The following is an 18,070-nucleotide window of genomic DNA, read 5'->3' on the forward strand; positions in this document are numbered from 1 at the left end:
CTGGATCTCCTAAGAATTCGAGTCAGGCATTCGAGCTGTCATGCAGGCTCGGACTGGCACCACTCCCGCCGGCATCGCCCGAACGCAACGTGTGCGCGGCCGTCGTGGCCGCATGCGTCATCTGCTGTTTGCGGCGCATCTGCTTGGCCCATGCGGGCTCAGCCGCTGGCGCATGGGCTGCAGACCCATCGGCCGCGGGCTTGGCTGCGGCAGGCGCAGCCGCATCGGCAACGAAGCTCGCCACCCCGTCTTTGACCGTCCTGGCGCCGGATGCGACGCGGTGGCTCACGGCACTGGTGCCGCTGCGCGCGACGTTGGCAAGGCCCGCACCGGCCGCGCGCATGCCGCCAGCGCCCGATGCGGCGGCGCCGGCCTGGTAGGCTGATTTCGCCCCGCTGGCCATGGCCGTCGCAGAACGCGCGGCGCTCGCGCCGCCTCCAATAGCCGCTCTCGCAGCACCCGGCGCCATCCGGGCCCCAGCGGCCACCGCAGAACCCGCACCTGCCACAGCAGCACCGCCGGCCACGGCCAAGCCGGCGGCACCCAGCGCCGTCCCCACCGCCGCCCCCGCTCCGAGCTGGGGTGCGCCAGACACCAGACCCGTCGCAATGCCCGGCCCGAAGATCCCCAAACCCAGCATCGCCAGCGCGGCCAGCATGATGACCAGCGCGTGGTCGATGGAAGGCTCGGTGCTTGGCGGCACCGTGAACTCGGCGAACAGGCCTGTGCCGATGCCCACGATGACGGCCAGCACCAACACCTTGATGCCCGAAGACACCACGTTGCCCAGCACCCGTTCAGCCAGGAACGCCGTCTTGTTCCAGAGCGCGAACGGCACGAGTACGAAGCCCGCGAGCGTGGTCAGCTTGAACTCGATCAGCGTCACGAAGAGCTGCACCGCGAGCACGAAGAAGCTCACGATCAGCACCAGCCAGGCCAGGAACAGCACGGTGATGACATCGAGATTCGCGAACACTTCCGGAAACCCCGTCAGATCGCTGATCTGCCGCATGATCGGCGCCCCGGCCTCCACGCCCACACGCGCCAATCGACCCGGCTGCAGCAACTGGCCCTGGGTCATTGACGAACCTGACGCCGCCAGTCCCAGTCCGGCGAATGACCGGAACACGATCCCCGACAGGCTGTTGAAGTTGTTCAGGATGAAGGCGAAGGCGCCAACGTACAGCACCTTCTTGATCAGTTTGCCGATCACGTCGTCGCCACCACCGCCGCTGGCATTGCTCATCGCCCAGAAGAGACCTGCCAGCGTCATGTCGATTGCGACCAGCGTGGCGGTCAGAAATCCCACCTCGCCGCCCAGCAGGCCGAAGCCCGAGTCGATGTAGCGCGAAAAGACGTCCAGGAAGCGGTCGATGACCGACAGGTCGTTCATCTGTCAGTCCTTGGGCACCGATGGAGGCGCAGGAGGCGGCGTTGCGGGCGCCGATGCCGTCGGCGGCGAGGATGGGAGCGAAGAGGGCGGCGCGTACTTCGGCCCGTCGCTGCCGAAGAAGCGCTGGCGCGTCACCTCAGCCACCGCGTTGCACTGCGCATCACCGACCTTGGCGTGGTCAGCCTTGCATTGCGCGCGCAGCTCCTTCAGTCGCTCGGGATTGGCCACCAGCGACTCGACTGACTCGATGGGCGCAGGCTTGCCGCATGCGACCAGTAGCAGGGCTGTGACAGCGGCCAGGATCATGCTTAGAGACTGTTTCATGGCCGCCCCTCAGTTGCCGTAGAAGTTGACCGTGTAGGGCGTGTACGCGGTGCCGTCGCCCTGAAAGCGCCGACGCACCTCGCGTGCGCGCTCCTGCACCGCGACCTGCCGCGCCTGCTCCAGCGCCACCGCACGGTCCTGCGTGATCTGAATCTGCTGCGCCTGCATCGCCTGGCGCGACTGCAAGGCCAGCAACTGGTTCGTCGCCTGCATTGCCTGTAGGGCACCGGCGGCCGACTGACTGCGGTTCACCAGGTCGGTCAAAGTCCGCTCGTCCGACGTGAAGTTCTGCACCGCTTGCGACTGCACCTTGGCCGCGGTGCGCAGCGCTTCGAGGGAGTTGGTCCAGCGCGTGCGCGCGTCGGTTGCCATCTGGGTGCCCGAGATCGCGGCCGTGTACGACTGGGGGTACAGCCTCCGGAAATCCGTCTCCATCTGCGCAACGTTGAAGGCCAGGCCCTGGCCCTGCTGGATCAGTTGGTTCGTCGCCGACAGGGCGGCGCGTAGCTCGCCCAGCGCGCTGAAATCCAGGCTGGTCAGATTGCGCGCCTGATTCATCAGCGATTGCGCCTGGTTCTGCAGTTGCTTGATCTGGTTGTTGATCTGCTCGAGCGTGTTGGCGGCTGTCAGGATGTTCTGCGCCAGATTCGTGGGATCGATCACGACCCACTGAGCATGCGCCGCAGGCGCAAGAGCGATCAGCGATGCCGCAGCGGCGGCGAGAAGTCGGTTCTTCATGGTGAGTTCTCCTGAGGTGACGAAGGAATGGACGGAAACGAAGGGATGAGGTCTGCAGCCCAATCGAGGTCGCGATGACGCAGCCAAGCTGCTGCGAAGCCCGAGGAGGTGGCGGAAGCGGACACGGCGTCGATGGACCTTTGGTCTTCCGGCGTGGAAGCACCGGCAAAAGCCAGCGCCGCTGGCCCGAGCCCGAGGTCGAAGACGCGGTTGCCCAGCCGCGACTGGTAGTAGTAGTCCCGCTTGGGCTGTGCGGTCGCGACAATCTCGATCTGCCGGGTGTTAAGCCCGAAGCCCTCGTAGATCACGCGAATCTGCGGTTCGGTCGCTTGCGGGTTCGGCAGGAAGATGCGACTCGCGCAGCTCTCCACGATAGCCGGCGCGATCGTCGAATCCTTGATGTCCGCGAGCGACTGCGTGGCAAAGATCACCGAGACGTTCTTCTTGCGCAGCGTCTTGAGCCACTGGCGGATGCGCGAGGCGAACACCGGGTCATCGAGGAACAACCAGGCCTCATCGAGGATCAGCAAAGTCGGCGCGCCATCGAATCGTTCGTCGAAGCGAGCGAACAGATAGCCCAGCACCGCCAGCACGGCGGCCTTGCTGTGCATCAGCTCTTCCATCTCGAAGCCCTGCACAGATGCAGTACCGAGTCGGTCCAGATCGGCATCAAGCAGCTTGCCGTGCGCGCCACCCAGAACGTAGGGCTGCAGGGCCTGACGCAGGGCGTTGGACTGCAGCAGCACCGACAGCCCGGTCATGGTGCGCTGTTCGACGGGCGCACTGGCGAGGCTGTTGAGCGCGGACCAGACGGCGTCCTTCTCGGGCGGGCCGACGGCGAGGCCTTCCTGAATCAAGCGACCTTCGATCCATTCGGCCGCCCAGGTGCGGTAGCCGTGCTGGTCGATGCGAGCGAGCGGCTGGAACGCAATGGCGCCCTCGGTGCCGAGGTCGTAGTGCTCGCCATCGAGCCCGAGAATGGTGGCGCGCATCGAGCGGCCCATGTCGAAGGCGAAGATGCGTGAGCCAGGGTAGCGGCGGAACTGCATCGCCAGCGTGGCAAGCAACACCGACTTGCCCATTCCGGTCGGTCCGACGATCAGCGTGTGACCCACATCGCCTATGTGCGTGACCAGCCGGAACGGCGTCGCACCATCGGTGCGGGTGACGATCAAGGGCGGGCCGTCGAGGTGCACATTGCGCTCCGGCCCCGCCCACACGGCCGACACCGGCATCATGTGCGCGAGGTTCAGCGTCGAGACGATGGGCTGGCGGACGTTGGCGTAGGCATGGCCCGGCACCGACGACAGCCATCCGTCAACCGCATTCAAGGTCTCGGGAATCGTGACGAAGCCGCGACCCTGGATAGCTCGCTCCACGGCACGCAGCTTCTCGTCGGCCGCCGTCGCGTCGGTATCGAGCACCGTCACGGTCGCCGTGACGTAGCCGAAAGCTACCTGATCGCTGCCAAGCTCCTGCAGCGCCGCGTCCGCATCGGTGGCCTTGTTCGATGCATCGGAGTCCACAAGCGGACTCTCCTGCTGGAAGATCGTCTCACGCAGTAGCGCGACGATGTTCTTGCGCTTGGCGAACCATTGGCGGCGCAAGCGCTTCACCTCCGTCTCGGACTCAGACTTGTCGAGGCAGAGGAAGCGCGTGCTCCAACGGTAGGCAAAGCCCAGGCGGTTCAGGTCGTCCAGAAGGCCCGGCCAAGTCGAGGTCGGAAAGCCGCGGATAGACATCACCCGCAAATGCTGATTCCCCAGCATCGGCGCCAGGCCACCCACCAACGGTTCATCAGCCAGTAGCGCATCCAGGTGCATCGCCACCTCGGGCACCGCGACCGCTTGCCGGCGCGTGGACACGCAGCCGTGCAGGTAGGTCAAAGTCTGTGCGTCGTCAAGCCAGACAACCTCCGGCATCACACCTTCGAGCAGGCCGAAGAAGCGTTCGGTCTCTGACACGAATGCCTCAAGTCGCTCACGCCAGTCCACGCCTTCGGAGCGATTGTTCTCGTACAGCAGCCGGGCTGCGCGCGCCGTCGATTCCTCGGGCGGCAGGTACAGCAATGTCAGGTGGTAGCTGCTCTCGAAGTGGCTGGCGTCTTCCTCGAAAGCAGCGCGGCGTTCTTCCTCGACCAGCCAGGACAGGGGTTCGGGGAACGACGACTCGGGGTAGTTGGCCGCTTCGCGCCGTTCGGCGTCGACGAACAGCGCCCAGCCGGAGCTCAGACGCCGCAGCGCGTTGTTGAGGCGCGCCGATATGGCGATCAGTTCGCCCTGCGTCGCGCTGTCCAGGTCCGGCCCGCGGAACCGCGCCGTTCGCTGGAAAGAGCCATCCTTGTTGAGCACGACCCCGGGTGCCACCAGCCCGGCCCAGGGCAGCCAGTCGGCTAGCAGCGCCGGGCGCTTGCGGTATTCGGCGAGGTTCAACATGGTGACCTCACACGTCCAGCAACTGCCGGTGCTTGATGTGCCGCGAGAAGACCTGCATGAACTGCGGGTCGAGGCGCGCACCCCAGACAGCCAGCGAATGCCCGACGATCCACAGCACAAGGCCGGGCAGCCAGAGCTGCAGGCCCAAACCGACCGCGGCGGCCAGTGTGCCGTTGGCAATCGCCACGGTGCGCGGCGCACCGCCCAGCAGGATGGGTTCGGTCAGCGAGCGGTGAAGTGGAACCTCAAAGCCGGCAATGGTTCCGGGCGCCGTGTTCATGCCAGCACCGCCCCGCCGGTGAAGCTGAAGAAGGTCAGGAAGAAACTTGACGCCGCAAACGCGATTGACAGGCCGAACACGATCTGGATCAGCTTGCGGAAACCGCCGCTGGTGTCGCCGAAGGCCAGCGCGAGGCCCGTTGCGATGATGACGATCACCGCAATGATCCGTGCCACAGGCCCCTGGATGGATTCGAGCACCGACTGCAGCGGTGCCTCCCAGGGCATATTCGAGCCGGCCGCGTGCGTGGGGAGCGCCACGGCCAGCATCAGCGCGGCTGCAGCGGCAAAGTGCAAAAGCGGTTTTACGGGAATGCGTGAAGTCGTCATGAAGGATCTCCTGTGGAAAGGTTGGATGAAGGAAGGGACGGGAAGGCAGACAGATCGGTGTTGAGCTGGTAGGCGTGGCTGTCATGGCCGACGACGCGGGCAATCTCGCGCACGCGGCGCGCGCGGCCGCGGCCAGCGATGAAGACGATGACGTTGACAGCCTCGGCGATCAGCGCACGAGGAACTGTCACGCTGACTTCCTGCACCAGTTGCTCCAGCCGCGTGAGCGCGCCACGTGCAGAGCTGGCATGCACGGTGGCAATGCCGCCGGGGTGTCCGGTGCCCCAGGCCTTGAGCAGGTCGAGTGCTTCGGAACCGCGCACCTCACCGACGACGATGCGGTCCGGTCGTAACCGCAAGGTGTGGCGCACCAAGTCGCTCATGGTGCTCACGCCCGGCTCAGTGCGCATGGCTACGTGGTCGTCGGAGCGGCACTGGAGCTCCACCGTGTCTTCGAGGATCAGTACACGGTCACGCGTCTCGGCGATCTCGTCCAGCAAGGCATTGGCCAGAGTGGTCTTGCCCGTGCTGGTGCCGCCCGCCACGACAATGTTCAGGCGTTCGCGTACCGCGCGGCGCAGGAACGCCGCCTGGTCCTCGGTCATCACGCCATCGGCCACGTAGTGGGCGAGCGTCATGATGCGCAGCGCTCGCTTACGGATCGCGAAGGACGGCGCACGCACGACGGGTGGCAACACGCCCAGGAAGCGTTCCCCCGTCTCGGGCAATTCGGCCGACAGGATCGGCGCACCCGCATGCACCTCCGCGCGCACGTGTGCAGCTACGAGTCGGATGATCCGTTCAGCCACGGCCGGCGGCAGCGCAGCGCCGGTGGCTTCGCGGCCCGTCCCCAGTCGGTCCACCCACAGCGAGCCGTCCGGATTCAGCAGAACCTCGACGACTTCAGGATCGTCTAGCGCTGCCGCGATTTCCGGCCCCATGGCCGTGCGTAACATGCGGATGCGCCGTTCCAGCGACGCATCCATGGCGTTCGGTTCAGGCAGATTCATGCGGAACCTCCTGGGACGTCGATACCTGACCCCGCCTGGATGCTGGCTTCCGTTGGGTCGTCGCCTTTCCCGGGTCCGATGTCTTCGTGGACTTCGCGCACCAGGCTGCGCCCGCGCTGGATATGGCGTGCGAGCTGTTCGATGAACTGCACGTAACGTGCGCGGCCCTGCGCACGCGCGGCTTCCTGCTGCCCCTCGGGCACAGGGATTGAGACTGTCAGGAAGTAGCGAAGGTAGAGCGCCACCGTCTCAATCAGCACGTTCTGGTCGCGCTCCAGCCGATCGAACTGCCGCGAGAGCCTGTCAAGGCGCTTGGCCAACGCCGCCTCACGCTGGTCCTCGCCGTCAGGCGAGAGGAAAGAGGCCAGGGCCGCGGCAATCACAGCGGACTTCGAGACGCCTTTGTGCGAGGCGACGTGGTCCAACCGCTTCGCATGCTCCGGCTCGATGAAGATGTTCAACCGCGCGCGAGTCATAGCGCGATCCCGTCATCAGGGTCCAATGCGGCCAGACGCGCGGTGCGCATCAACTGCCGGTCCACGTCTTGCGGTCTAAGCGGCACGTCGTCTTCGTCATCGAGCACCAGCAGGCCCTCGGCGTCTGGAAGCGAGGCCACATTCGCGGCGACGTCCAGTTCTGGCTTGAGCTGGTGGCCACCCTCGTCGGCAAGACCTCCAGCGTCCCCGCCTGATGACGGCATCGGTGCGAGCGGGGTGAGTTCACTCCAATCGTCAGGCCGCACTGCCGGTCGGTCCGCATAAACACCCACTGCCAACACGGGCGCGGGCAGGACGCGGGTGGAGAAGTTCCGGTCCTGGTAGTAGCGCAGCTTCTTCGCCTTGATGGGCGGATGGCCTGAGACCATCACCACGGCATCGTCGGGCGGCAACTGCATCACTTCGCCCGGTGTCAGCAGCGGGCGGGCCGTCTCTTGGCGAGAGACCATCAGATGCCCGAGCCAAGGCGCAAGCCGATGGCCCGCATAGTTGCGCTGTGCGCGCAGCTCGGTCGCCGTTCCCAAAGCCTCAGAGATACGCTTGGCCGTGCGCTCGTCGTTCGTCGCGAACGCGATGCGCACGTGGCAGTTGTCGAGGATCGAATGGTTTTGACCGTAGGCCTTGTCGATCTGGTTGAGCGACTGCGCAATCAGGAAGGCCCGTAGGCCGTAGCCGGCCATGAAGGCGAGGGCGCTCTCGAAGAAGTCCAATCGGCCCAGCGCCGGGAACTCATCCAGCATCAGCAGCAGCTTGTGCTTGCGCGTGATGCCGTCCGAGCCATCCAGTGATTCGGTCAGACGCCGGCCGACCTGGTTGAGGATCAACCGGATCAGCGGCTTGGTGCGGCTGATGTCCGACGGCGGCACGACCAGGTAGAGAGACACCGGGTGCGCGGCCGAGATCAGGTCGGCGATCCGCCAGTCGCAGCGTGAGGTGACTTCGGCCACTGTGGGATCGCGGTACAGACCCAGAAAACTCATGGCGGTAGACAGCACGCCCGAGCGTTCGTTGTCGCTCTTGTTCAGCACTTCGCGCGCGGCAGAAGCCACGACGGGATGAACCCCATCTTCCCCATCGCTGTCGAGATGCTTCGTGGTCATCATCCGGTGCAGCGTCACCTCGAACGGACAGGCCGGGTCCGACAGGAAGTTAGCGACGCCGCGCAGCGTCTTGTCCTCGCCCGCATACAGCACGTGCAGGATGGCGCCGACCAGCAGGGCATGGCTGGTCTTCTCCCAGTGGTTGCGCCGCTCCAGCGCACCTTCGGGATCGACCAGGATGTCGGCGATGTTCTGTACGTCGCGCACTTCGTGCATGCCACGCCGCACTTCGAGCAGTGGGTTGTACGCGGCCGACTTCGCATCGGTTGGGTTGAAGAGCAGGCAATGCGAGAAGCGTGATCGCCATCCGGCGGTGAGGTTCCAGTTCTCCCCTTTGATGTCGTGGATCACCGCGGAGCCCGGCCAGGACAGCAGCGACGGAACGACCAATCCAACGCCCTTGCCGGAGCGCGTGGGAGCAAAGGCCATCACGTGCTCCGGCCCTTCGTGGCGCAGGTAGTCGGCTTCCTTGTGCGCGGTTTTGCCAAGGAACACGCCTGCAGGCCGAGTCAGGCCAGCGTCGGCGATCTCCTCACGCTCGGCCCATCGAGCAGAACCGTAAGTTGTGACCTGCTTGGCCAACCGAGAGCGCCAGACCGCCATGCCGATGGCTGCCGCGGTGGCGAGCATCCCACTCGACGCAGCGATGATCCCGCCGCGCTCGAATACCTTGGGTGCGTAGGCATCAAAAAAGTACCACCACTCGAAGAGCTTCCACGGCTCGTACACCGGCAGGCCCGAGAGGTCGAACCACGGTGGCCCGAGCCTGGCCTGATAGCCCAGTGCATGGGCTGTCCATTGCGTGCTGGTCCAGAGGCCGCCGAAGGCGACACCCAGCACCACAACAATCTGTCCGAACAAAATGCCGGTTGCACCCCGAGTCGGCATGGGCTACTCCTCCTTTGCGTCTTGAATCCAGCGCGCGCGTGCCGCAATGGCACCGCTTGCCCGAGTCTGGAATCGAGTCGCCAAACCGCCGACCCATCGGGGCGTGATGGAGCGTGGTGAGGAGTACGCCGACGGAAATCGCCGCCTCGGACTAGATGAAATGCAAGCGCCTCAGGCCGGCAATCTCATCAGCGGGCTAACAGCATTGCGAATTGATTGGGGTATGTCCAAGGCCGATTACGACGCAGCGCGCATCGCGGGCGCGATAGGCGTAACGATCACAACAAAGTTTTAGCGTTCGCAACGAAACGTTGTAAAGCTTCGGGTAAGCCAAAGCGATGGTGCTTGTGCAGCACGAAAGTGATGATGCGCTCGTCCTCGCTCAGTGGTACAGCCACCACATCGCTGCGGCAGAACGTCGCAATGTGCCCCGCATCTCCTAAACCCACAGCCAAGCCGGCAGCGATGCGCGTGACGTATCCCGCAAGCGTACCGGCCTCACCCGTAAATGTGGGTGTAGTCGTGTGCCGCTGCACGATGGTCCGCATCTGCTGCAAAAGACCTTTCTGCCGCTCGGCATGAAGAGAAAGCAGCGGAAAAGCCAGCAGGTCGGCGATGGGAAGGACGGTTTGCGCCGCCAGCTCGTGCCCCTTGGGAAGTAGGGCCATAGCCGGGTAGCTCCACGCTGGCTGTTGCGCGATGGCGTCGTTGTCGGGGATGCCGAAGGAAAAACCAGCATCAATCTCTTCACGTTCCAGCGCATTCGCAAGCTCAGAAGCACGCATCTCCATCAAATCCAGCGGAACCTCCGGCGTCGACTCGCGCCACCGGATAAGACACTCAGACAACTTCGGCTGTGCGATGCCGTCCGCTACTCCTATGCGCAACGGTGCGCGGAAACGGGTATCTGTCTCGCGCACAGCGCGATAGGCGCGTTCGATCCGGATGAAAACCTTGCGTGTCTCTTTCAGCAGCCGCTGACCAGCAGGAGTCAGATGTAGGTTGCGAGGAGTACGAACGAACAACTGCAGGCCGAGGCGGTCTTCAAGGTCACGGATAGACCGCGAGAGGGGTGTTTGGTCGATGTGAACGCGTTCGGCCGCGCGACGGAAGTTGAGTTCCTCTGCGACAGCGACGAAGTAGCGTAGATGTCGCAACTCGATCATTCACGCCTCGCCTCCGGATTGTGAGCCTCAGGCGAACTCGCCCTTTGTGCAAGTGCGATGGTGGACCTACTTCTATCCATCACAGTCGTGCACCGGGAGTCAGTAACCGAGGTCGCCGTCGACTTGGTTCTCGAATTGGTTCGTGGAACCATCGAGAAGTCTTTTGGTGTTGCGTCCGAGAATCTGCAAGGAACGAGAGACGTAGTCCGGCGTGTCGCAGGAGATGTGGGGCGTCACAAGAAGTCCGGGCGCGTCCCAGAGCGGACTATCGGTTGGCAATGGCTCGACATCGAATACATCGAGCAGCGCCCCGGCCAGTCGGCCAAACATGAGCGCAGTACACAGCGCAGCCGAATCGACGATCGGTCCGCGCGCGATGTTGAGAATCGATGCATTGACTGGCAAACGGGCGATGGCGCGAGCATCGATCAGTCCTCGCGTAGCCGGCGTAAGTGGGCATGCCAACACCAGGAAGTCTGCCGACGGCAGCACCTCGTCCAGTTGCGCTATGGGGAGCACACGGATCATCGGACTCGGTTGTCCGCTGCGCGTTACTGCAGTAACGCGGAGTCCCAGGCCTCGGGCAGCATCCGCGACTGCACCGCCAAGTCCACCGAGACCAACTACGACCACGTGCTTGCCGGCAATCAAACCCGTGAGCCTTCGATCCCACCGCCACTCCCGCTGGGCCTGTGCAAATCGCGGCAGCCCTGCGTGTAGCGCAGGCAATGCCCAGGTCACGAACTCCCGTGCCTTCTCGGCGTGGATGCCGCTGCTGTTCGTGAACACAGCTCCTGGTGGTAGCCAGTCGAGGGGCAGGTATCGATCGACGCCCGCGCCTGTCGAATGCACGAGCCGAAGGCGCGACGAGTACCGTGCAACTCGCTCTGGGTCGAACCCGCCGCCGACAAACACATCTGCGTCAGCAAGCGCGGCGAGATCCGGCTCGTCGTTCCATCGGACAGTGACCTCGGCTTCGATAGATGGATCTACATTCGAACGCAGAAGATCCTCCGTGATCACGTATGCCGGGTCCCTGCCACGAAGGTTTTCAGCGTAGATGTGCATCAGTGCAGCAACTGAGAAAGGAACTTCCGAGTGCGATCATGTTTCGGGGCGCCAAAGAACTCTTTGGGCGCCCCTTCTTCGACGACGGCACCTGCGTCCATGAACACGACTCGATCGGCAACCTCACGTGCGAAGCCCATTTCGTGGGTAACACAGAGCATGGTCATACCGTCCCGCGCCAGGCCGGTCATGACTTCCAGCACCTCCTTGATCATCTCGGGGTCGAGTGCAGAAGTGGGCTCATCGAAGAGCATGACCTTCGGCTTCATGCAAAGCGACCGCGCGATTGCAACCCGCTGCTGCTGTCCCCCGGACAATTGACTGGGGTACTTGTGACCGTGTTCAGGGATGCGCACTCGGTCAAGATAGTGCTTCGCAACCTCAATCGCTTCGGATCGAGCCATCTTTCGTACCCTTGTGAGAGCCAGCGTGCAGTTCTCAATTACGGTTAGATGTGGGAAGAGATTGAAGTGTTGGAAGACCATCCCGACCTCCTGGCGCACCTGCCGAAGATGCCGAGGGAGGTCATCGACAATGTGCCCGTTGGCCAGAATTTGGCCTTCCTCATGACGTTCCAGTCCGTTGATGCAGCGAATCAAGGTCGACTTTCCCGACCCCGACGGGCCGCAAATTACGATCTTCTCGCCGGGTCGAACACTCAGGTTGATGTCATTCAGCGCGTGGTACAGGCCGTACCACTTGTGAAGGCCTTCGATCCGAACTGCATACGCACTGGTCAATGCTGTCGTGACTTGCTCGATTTCCATGTTGTCTCTCATCGTCTGCGAAACGTCGAACGTTTCGTTCGCGCCGCGTGTTTGTATTAGTGCCATCTTGTTTTCCTACATCAGCGCTTGTCGGACGCCAGCAGACGAAGCTCCAGCCAGTGGACTGCCTGGGCAATAGCGAGTGCCAGGGCCAGGAAAATGATCCCGACCGCAATCATTGGCTCGGGGTAGCGGAAGGTTTGCGATCCAATGTCGAGGGCCGCTCCAAGCATCTCGTGCACGGAGATCACTGCCAGATACGGAGTCGCCTTGAGCAACGAGACGAAATAGTTTCCCATCGGTGCGGCCACTGCACGAAGCATTTGAGGTAGCACCACGCGGAAGGTGGTGTCCCATCCGCTCAGCCCCAGCGATTGAGCGGCCTCGAATTGGCCTCTTGGAATGCTGTCGATGCCCGCCTTGAACACTTCCGCGAGGTACCCTGAGTAGTACAAACTCAAAGCGAAAACGCCGACCACGAGAGAGGGCATCGTTACACCGTAGTGGGGGAGTACGAAGTAGAAAAAGTAGAGTTGCACGAGGATGGGCGTTGATCTGATGAAATCAATGACAAATCTCATCGCGACGCCCCGCAGCCGACCGGATCGCCTCAAGAGTTCGAAAGCGAATCCGAGCGTTGCTGCGCCGATGCTGCACACGATCGCGACCCATACCGTCGTTCCCATCGCCCTAAAGATTGCCGGCACTGTCGAAAGCATGAAAGAAAGGTCAAACACCGCTTGCCTCCCGGGCAACGCCAAGCCGCCGCTCGCACAAGCGGCCAACGATCGTGAGCGGGTAGCAGATAACGAAGTACGACACAAGCAGTCCCACATAGGTAGCCACAGGATCAAAAGTCGACAACGCGATCTCCTTCGCTCGAAAGGTCATGTCCGCGAGCGAGAGTAGCGACACAAGGGCAGTGCTCTTGACGAGCTGAATGAGCAGGTTCACGAAAGTCGGGATCATTGCCTTTAGCGCCTGCGGCAACTCGACCAGCGTCAGGGTCTGAAACCTCGTCAAACCCATCGCCATGCCTGCTTCGTACTGGCCTCGGTCAAGCGCCTGAAGTGCGGCGCGTACTGCCTGACTGCCATAGCCACCGATGTTGAGCCCTAACACCAATGTGCCGACGGTGATCGCTTGCAGCGTCAGCCCGACCATTGGCAGGGCGTAGTAGAAGACGAAGAGGAGAATGACCACTGGTGAGCTACGCCAGAACTCGATCAGTGACGTGATCAGAACCCGCTCCCATGCGGTCGTGCTGTACTGGAGAATGCCGAAGACCAGCGCAAACGGAACACCATAAGCGAGGCTAAGCGATGTGACCTGAGCGGTCACGCCGAACCCCGCCCATATTCCTGCAAGAACATCCAGAAAGCTCATTCGCTGCCTTCACTTCTTGCCCGCGCACACGTCGGCGCCGGTGAGGCCATCAGGAGCCTTTTCGTCGGGGGTGAATCCATACTTGGACATGATCTTGGCCACGGTTCCGTCCGCCTTCAGTTCCGCAAGCCGCTTGTTGAACAGGTCGCGCAGGTCCGTATCCTGTTGGCGAAACACGGCGGCGACGTAGGATGCAAACGGCTTGCCGCTCGCGTCGGTGCGTCCGGTGAACGGCCTTGCGCGTTCGGCCGCGCCGGCAATTTGCGGGTTCGTCAAGAGCGCGTTGACCGTACCGGATGTGAATGTGATCCCGTCGACGCGGCCGGCGAGGAGCGCGGAGATTGTCGATTCGGTGTTCTGGAACAGTTGGAGCTGGTCACCAGTCACTCCAGCTGCCTCGGCGTTCTTCCCCTGCTGACTGCCGCGGCTCGCTCCGATCTTCAGTGAAGGGGTCTTGATCACATGGCTGAAGCTCGTGATCTTTTGAGGGTTGCCCTTCTTGACGAGGAGTGCATCGACGCTGGTCAGCTCAGGATCACTGAATGTGACGATCTTGCAGCGCTCCTCCGTAATCACGACGCTTGAGTCGATAACGTCGAAGCGATTCGAAATTAGGCCCGGAATTAGGGAGCCGAAGTCGCCCGTCACGAAGTTGACCTTCACGCCGAGCGGCTCGAACACGGCGCGGACGATCTCGACATTGAATCCTTCCACCCCGCCGTCGGGCGTCTTGTATCCCCACGGCTTGCCGTTGTGGATGCCTGCCGTCAGCGTTTTTTCACTCAGGATCCGGTCCTTCGTGGTGGCGGCATGCACCACCGCTTGCGGCCAAAGGGAAGCCAGCGTACTGAGTGCCGCTAGCACGAGAACTGAACGAAGAGACCTGACCATGATTGCTCCTTTGCCCACAGGCGGTTTGATGGCGCATGCATATGTACGCGTGCGTTTTGAAAGATTCGCTTTCGAGCGCGCTCAGCCAGCCTTGACGGTTTCCCAGAGGAACGGTTCGACAACCTTGCGGTTCAGGCTGATCCCGAGTCCGGGCAGGTCGGGGATATCGAGCTTCCCGTTCTTGATGCGCGCCTCGGGCGGGTTGTCGGTGAGCTCGACGTAGCCGGGCATGGTCTGCCAGCAGGGATAGACCTCTTGAATGGCGAAGTTCGAGATGCAGGCGCCGATCTGCAATGCCGCTGCGGTGGCAACAGGACTGCCACACACGTGCGGCTGAACGCGCATGTTGTAGGCCTCGGCCATTGCCGCGATCTTTTTTGTTTCCATGAGGCCACCCGTCAGACAGATGTCCGGCTGAACGATGTCGACAGCATGTGCCTCCAGCACCTTGCGGAAGCCGTACCGTGTGTACAGACGCTCTCCTGCAGCTACCGGAATACGCACCTGGTCGGAGATCTTCTTGAGCGCTCCCACATCAAAGGGATCGCACGGCTCTTCGATGAAGAAGATGTCCAGTTCCTCTACCTTCCGACAGAATCTGATCATCTCGTCGGTCGTGAGACCTCCACTCACGTCGAGCATGATGTCCACATCTGGACCCACTGCCGATCGGAGCGCCTTGACCTTTTCGTAGGCAAGCTTCAACACGCTCTTGTCCAACGAGCGCAGCGACGGATGCTTGGACGTCGCCCGCGGGTCAGGATCGCGATAGGCGAAGGGATAGCACTTCAGCGCGTCGTAGCCCTCCGCGACAGCTCGCTCGGCCGCATCCGCGAACGGCTTGACCTCCATGTGGTCCTGGCCCCAACCGTTGTTGTACACACGCACTTCATCTCGGAACTTCCCGCCCAGAAGCTCGTATATGGGAACGCCGAGGACCTTGCCCTTGATATCCCAAAGCGCCTGCTCGATGGCGCTGATGGCCGCGAAGATGATCGGTCCGCCACCTTTGGCCCAAAACGTGTGGTCGTACATCTCTGACCACAGTGCCTCGATGCGCGCTGGATCCTTACCGATCAACATCCGCTCGGCAAGGTCCTTGATCATTCCCGCCGCTGCGGTCTGCCCCAGTCCATAGGCAATGCCCGCCTCACCCACGCCTACGACACCTTCATCGGTAAGCACCTCGACAAGCACCGGGTGCAGACGAGCCATCTTGGCGCGGTAAATCTTGATTTCTCGAATCTTCATATATTTCAATCTTGGATATGCAGAATGCGTCGCCACCGGTGGCTTGCCTACGAATGACCTTTTCAGGCCCCGTTTACGTTCAATCGATCTTTGCGCCCGAGGCCTTGACGACTTTCCCCCAGCGAGCACGCTCTTCCTGCAACAGCTTGTTGAAGCTCGCGGCATCACCACCGTACAGTCGAGGCGACGAGCGATCCGCGCCCATCGTGGAGAGCTGTTGCACCACACTTGGCTGCGACAACGCTACGTTCAGCTGCTTGTTCAGCCGATCGATTGCGGCTTTCGGAGTACCGCCGGGGGCGACGATGCCGAACAGTGCGCTGGCCTCCATGCCGTCGAAGCCGGCTTCAGCGAAGGTCGGAACGGTGGGGAATTGCGGAGATCTCGTTGGCGCCAGAATGGCGAGCGCCTTCACCTTGCCTGCGTTGAGCATGGGCGTCGCAGACGCGATGGACGCAAAGTACAGGTCAGTCAGGCCTGCCGCGAGGTCCGTCATTGCCGGCGGAGCGCTCTTGTAGGGGATATGCACCAGATTGAGCCCTGTCTTCTGCTTCCAAAGTTCAGCAGTCAGGTGAGCAAGCGTCCCGTTGCCTGGAGTGGCATACGAGAGGGACTTCTTCTTCCCCTCCGCGACAAGATCCGCTACGGAGCGATGGGGCGCCGTTGCCGGCACCACCAGCAGCAGCGGCACTTTCGCGATCAGGATCACCGGAGCGATGTCTCGCTCGGGATTGAACGGCATCTTGCTGTAGATGAATTGGTTTACCGTGAGATTGCTGGATTCGCCGATCCCGATCGTGTAACCGTCTCCCGGCGCCTTCGCGACCTGGTCCAAACCGATATTCCCCGCTGCGCCAGGGAAGTTCTCGACCACCATGGCCCATTTGGTTGAATCGGCTAGCCCGTTTGAGATGCTGCGCGCTATGCCGTCCGTTGCGCCACCAGGCGATGCTGGGACCACGAAGCGAATGGGCTTCGATGGAAAGTCATCAGCTAGAGCTTGCTGGCAAAAGCCAGCAAGGACTGCAGCCCCCGCGAATCCGATGACCTCTCTGCGAAATAGTTTCTTCATGGCATTCCCTTTCATTGTCAAAACGAGCTATGAGTAAATACATCTGGCTTAGGTTGGCTTGTGAATCTGCACAGGATCACGCAGGCATCTGCTGAGAGGCCCCAAGTCATCTATCGCTCGTAGTGTCTCGACGGCAGTCACCAGCTTTCCCTGCTGGGATTTGCTCAGGATTCCTTGGGTTACTGCGGTGAACTTATCCTCAAGTTCCTTCCACGTCAGCGGGTCTCCTGCTTCTCCTCGTGGCGCTGTCACGTCTGATGTGAACCGCTGCCCTTTGGTAGTGACGGTGACCCGCGCCAGGGTCTGAGCCGGAAACTTCGCGTCCAGTCCAACATCTAGGCTCAACGACACCTTGCCGGCCAATTCGGGCAGCCCTTTGCGCGACAAGGCGTCTGCTGCAAGCGGCAGGAGTGCCTCTCGGCCGCCCACTGCGGCCAAGGCGAGGCAGTAAGGGATGCTGTACTGAACGTCCACCACGCTGCTCGGATGAGTCTTGTTGGTGATGCGAAGTGCGCCGCTGTATGCCTCGACCTCGATCTTCTCGATGTCTTGCGCGTCGATCCCGTGTTGGTCAATCAGATGCAAGAACGCATCTAGAGGTGGATGGATGTGCCGGCAGCATGCATACAGCTTGAAGTACGAACTGCAAATGTGGCTGGCCTCACCTATCGGTCGAAGTTCGCCAAATTTGTAGTGGAGCGCGCTATCGAGGACGTTTCGGGGTCCAGTGAAGCCAGCTTCCGCCAGCTCAAGCGCGAAGATGCCCGTTACCACTGCCCACGGTATCCCTTCCTTGATGTCGCTGCCTTCCGGCGTCGGCAATGAGAACGGCGGTGCGCTGCTGAAGAGCTGATTCGGCGCGCTTTCTCCGGCGATCGCCAGTGCGTGCTCCAGTACGCCCAAGGACGTGCCGCGCAGGGCTGCCACCGTCGCAACCACGGCATACGAAGCCCATGTGCCGCTACTGCCGTAAGTTGTTCGTGCTGCTGCGATCGTGACTCCGACTTCATACCCGATGACGATGGCAGCGAGAAGGTCTTCGAGTTCCGATCCGATCTCGGCGGCGGCCGCAAACGCCGCCGGAATGACTGCGGCGCCTGGATGACCGCGGGCAACGCGATTTCCGTCATCGAGATCCAGCGTCGAAGCCGCCATGCTGTTCGCCCAGGCAGCGGCGACAGCCGAGCCGGATGCACCGGTGAACCAGATCGGGATGTCGCCTGTGCCAAGGAGCTTGCTAGCCACTTTTTGAACGGCAAGCACACCTGGCTCGCCAATGCCAGCCCCCGCTGCACTTAGAAGATCAAAAATGCGCTTGAGCGCGGATTCCCGCTCTGCATCAGATGACTTCATTCCGCGCTTGTTCACGATGTATGCAGCGACACGGTGAACAGTGCCATGTACCTCCTGAACATCGTTGGCGAGTTGAGCTTTGTCGTTGGTCATTAGAATTGCGACTTGAATGTGATGAATGG

The 18,070-nt window shown here is 62.2% G+C and carries 18 protein-coding genes; all 18 read right to left on the minus strand.

Going from position 1 to position 18,070, the window contains the following annotated elements; all coding sequences use genetic code 11:
* Window positions 1–22: 22 nt before the first annotated feature.
* Window positions 23–1,393: a P-type conjugative transfer protein TrbL gene (gene trbL / locus ACSFCA_RS27730; protein WP_435461748.1), complete on the minus strand. Its 1,371-nt coding sequence runs from the start codon at window positions 1,391–1,393 to the stop codon at window positions 23–25.
* Window positions 1,394–1,396: 3 nt separating this feature from the next.
* The gene (locus tag ACSFCA_RS27735; RefSeq protein WP_435461749.1) at window positions 1,397–1,717 is read right to left on the minus strand and encodes an EexN family lipoprotein; all 321 of its coding nucleotides are present in this window, start codon (window positions 1,715–1,717) and stop codon (window positions 1,397–1,399) included.
* 9 nt (window positions 1,718–1,726) lie between these two features.
* The gene (gene trbJ, locus ACSFCA_RS27740; RefSeq protein WP_435461750.1) at window positions 1,727–2,455 is read right to left on the minus strand and encodes a P-type conjugative transfer protein TrbJ; all 729 of its coding nucleotides are present in this window, start codon (window positions 2,453–2,455) and stop codon (window positions 1,727–1,729) included.
* Window positions 2,452–4,890, minus strand: a complete 2,439-nt coding sequence (gene trbE / locus ACSFCA_RS27745) for a conjugal transfer protein TrbE (protein ID WP_435461780.1) — start codon at window positions 4,888–4,890, stop codon at window positions 2,452–2,454. The genes trbJ and trbE overlap by 4 nt, the downstream gene beginning before the upstream one ends.
* Before the next feature lie 7 nt (window positions 4,891–4,897).
* On the minus strand, window positions 4,898–5,170 hold the full coding sequence (locus ACSFCA_RS27750) for a VirB3 family type IV secretion system protein (protein ID WP_435461751.1): 273 nt from the start codon (window positions 5,168–5,170) through the stop codon (window positions 4,898–4,900).
* Window positions 5,167–5,499, minus strand: coding sequence for a TrbC/VirB2 family type IV secretion system protein (locus ACSFCA_RS27755; RefSeq protein WP_435461752.1), 333 nt, complete (start codon window positions 5,497–5,499; stop codon window positions 5,167–5,169). Before ACSFCA_RS27755 ends, ACSFCA_RS27750 begins: the two co-directional genes overlap by 4 nt.
* Window positions 5,496–6,509 (minus strand): P-type conjugative transfer ATPase TrbB, encoded by a 1,014-nt coding sequence (trbB, locus tag ACSFCA_RS27760; protein ID WP_435461753.1) that lies wholly within the window; start codon window positions 6,507–6,509, stop codon window positions 5,496–5,498. Before trbB ends, ACSFCA_RS27755 begins: the two co-directional genes overlap by 4 nt.
* Complete coding sequence (locus tag ACSFCA_RS27765; protein ID WP_435461754.1) at window positions 6,506–6,985, minus strand: CopG family transcriptional regulator; 480 nt, start codon at window positions 6,983–6,985, stop codon at window positions 6,506–6,508. Before ACSFCA_RS27765 ends, trbB begins: the two co-directional genes overlap by 4 nt.
* Window positions 6,982–8,994: a conjugal transfer protein TraG gene (locus ACSFCA_RS27770; protein WP_435461755.1), complete on the minus strand. Its 2,013-nt coding sequence runs from the start codon at window positions 8,992–8,994 to the stop codon at window positions 6,982–6,984. The genes ACSFCA_RS27765 and ACSFCA_RS27770 overlap by 4 nt, the downstream gene beginning before the upstream one ends.
* Window positions 8,995–9,272: 278 nt before the next feature.
* The gene (locus tag ACSFCA_RS27775; protein ID WP_435461756.1) at window positions 9,273–10,160 is read right to left on the minus strand and encodes a LysR family transcriptional regulator; all 888 of its coding nucleotides are present in this window, start codon (window positions 10,158–10,160) and stop codon (window positions 9,273–9,275) included.
* A gap of 99 nt (window positions 10,161–10,259) precedes the next feature.
* On the minus strand, window positions 10,260–11,228 hold the full coding sequence (locus ACSFCA_RS27780) for a D-2-hydroxyacid dehydrogenase (protein ID WP_435461757.1): 969 nt from the start codon (window positions 11,226–11,228) through the stop codon (window positions 10,260–10,262).
* Complete coding sequence (locus tag ACSFCA_RS27785; protein WP_435461758.1) at window positions 11,228–11,995, minus strand: amino acid ABC transporter ATP-binding protein; 768 nt, start codon at window positions 11,993–11,995, stop codon at window positions 11,228–11,230. Before ACSFCA_RS27785 ends, ACSFCA_RS27780 begins: the two co-directional genes overlap by 1 nt.
* A gap of 80 nt (window positions 11,996–12,075) precedes the next feature.
* On the minus strand, window positions 12,076–12,732 hold the full coding sequence (ehuD, locus tag ACSFCA_RS27790) for an ectoine/hydroxyectoine ABC transporter permease subunit EhuD (protein WP_435461759.1): 657 nt from the start codon (window positions 12,730–12,732) through the stop codon (window positions 12,076–12,078).
* Complete coding sequence (locus ACSFCA_RS27795; RefSeq protein ID WP_435461760.1) at window positions 12,725–13,381, minus strand: amino acid ABC transporter permease; 657 nt, start codon at window positions 13,379–13,381, stop codon at window positions 12,725–12,727. The genes ehuD and ACSFCA_RS27795 overlap by 8 nt, the downstream gene beginning before the upstream one ends.
* Before the next feature lie 9 nt (window positions 13,382–13,390).
* Window positions 13,391–14,272 carry a transporter substrate-binding domain-containing protein gene (locus tag ACSFCA_RS27800; RefSeq protein WP_435461761.1) on the minus strand — a complete coding sequence of 294 codons (882 nt, stop codon included), beginning with the start codon at window positions 14,270–14,272 and terminating at the stop codon, window positions 13,391–13,393.
* A gap of 81 nt (window positions 14,273–14,353) precedes the next feature.
* Window positions 14,354–15,523: a mandelate racemase/muconate lactonizing enzyme family protein gene (locus ACSFCA_RS27805; RefSeq protein WP_435461762.1), complete on the minus strand. Its 1,170-nt coding sequence runs from the start codon at window positions 15,521–15,523 to the stop codon at window positions 14,354–14,356.
* Between the two features lie 79 nt (window positions 15,524–15,602).
* The gene (locus ACSFCA_RS27810) at window positions 15,603–16,595 is read right to left on the minus strand and encodes a Bug family tripartite tricarboxylate transporter substrate binding protein (RefSeq protein WP_435461763.1); all 993 of its coding nucleotides are present in this window, start codon (window positions 16,593–16,595) and stop codon (window positions 15,603–15,605) included.
* A 48-nt stretch (window positions 16,596–16,643) separates the two neighbouring features.
* Window positions 16,644–18,041: an MmgE/PrpD family protein gene (locus ACSFCA_RS27815; RefSeq protein WP_435461764.1), complete on the minus strand. Its 1,398-nt coding sequence runs from the start codon at window positions 18,039–18,041 to the stop codon at window positions 16,644–16,646.
* Window positions 18,042–18,070: the final 29 nt, after the last annotated feature.

Origin of the sequence: Variovorax multivorans (assembly GCF_051216835.1) — a bacterium.
In the GTDB taxonomy this organism is placed as follows: Bacteria; Pseudomonadota; Gammaproteobacteria; order Burkholderiales; family Burkholderiaceae_C; genus Variovorax.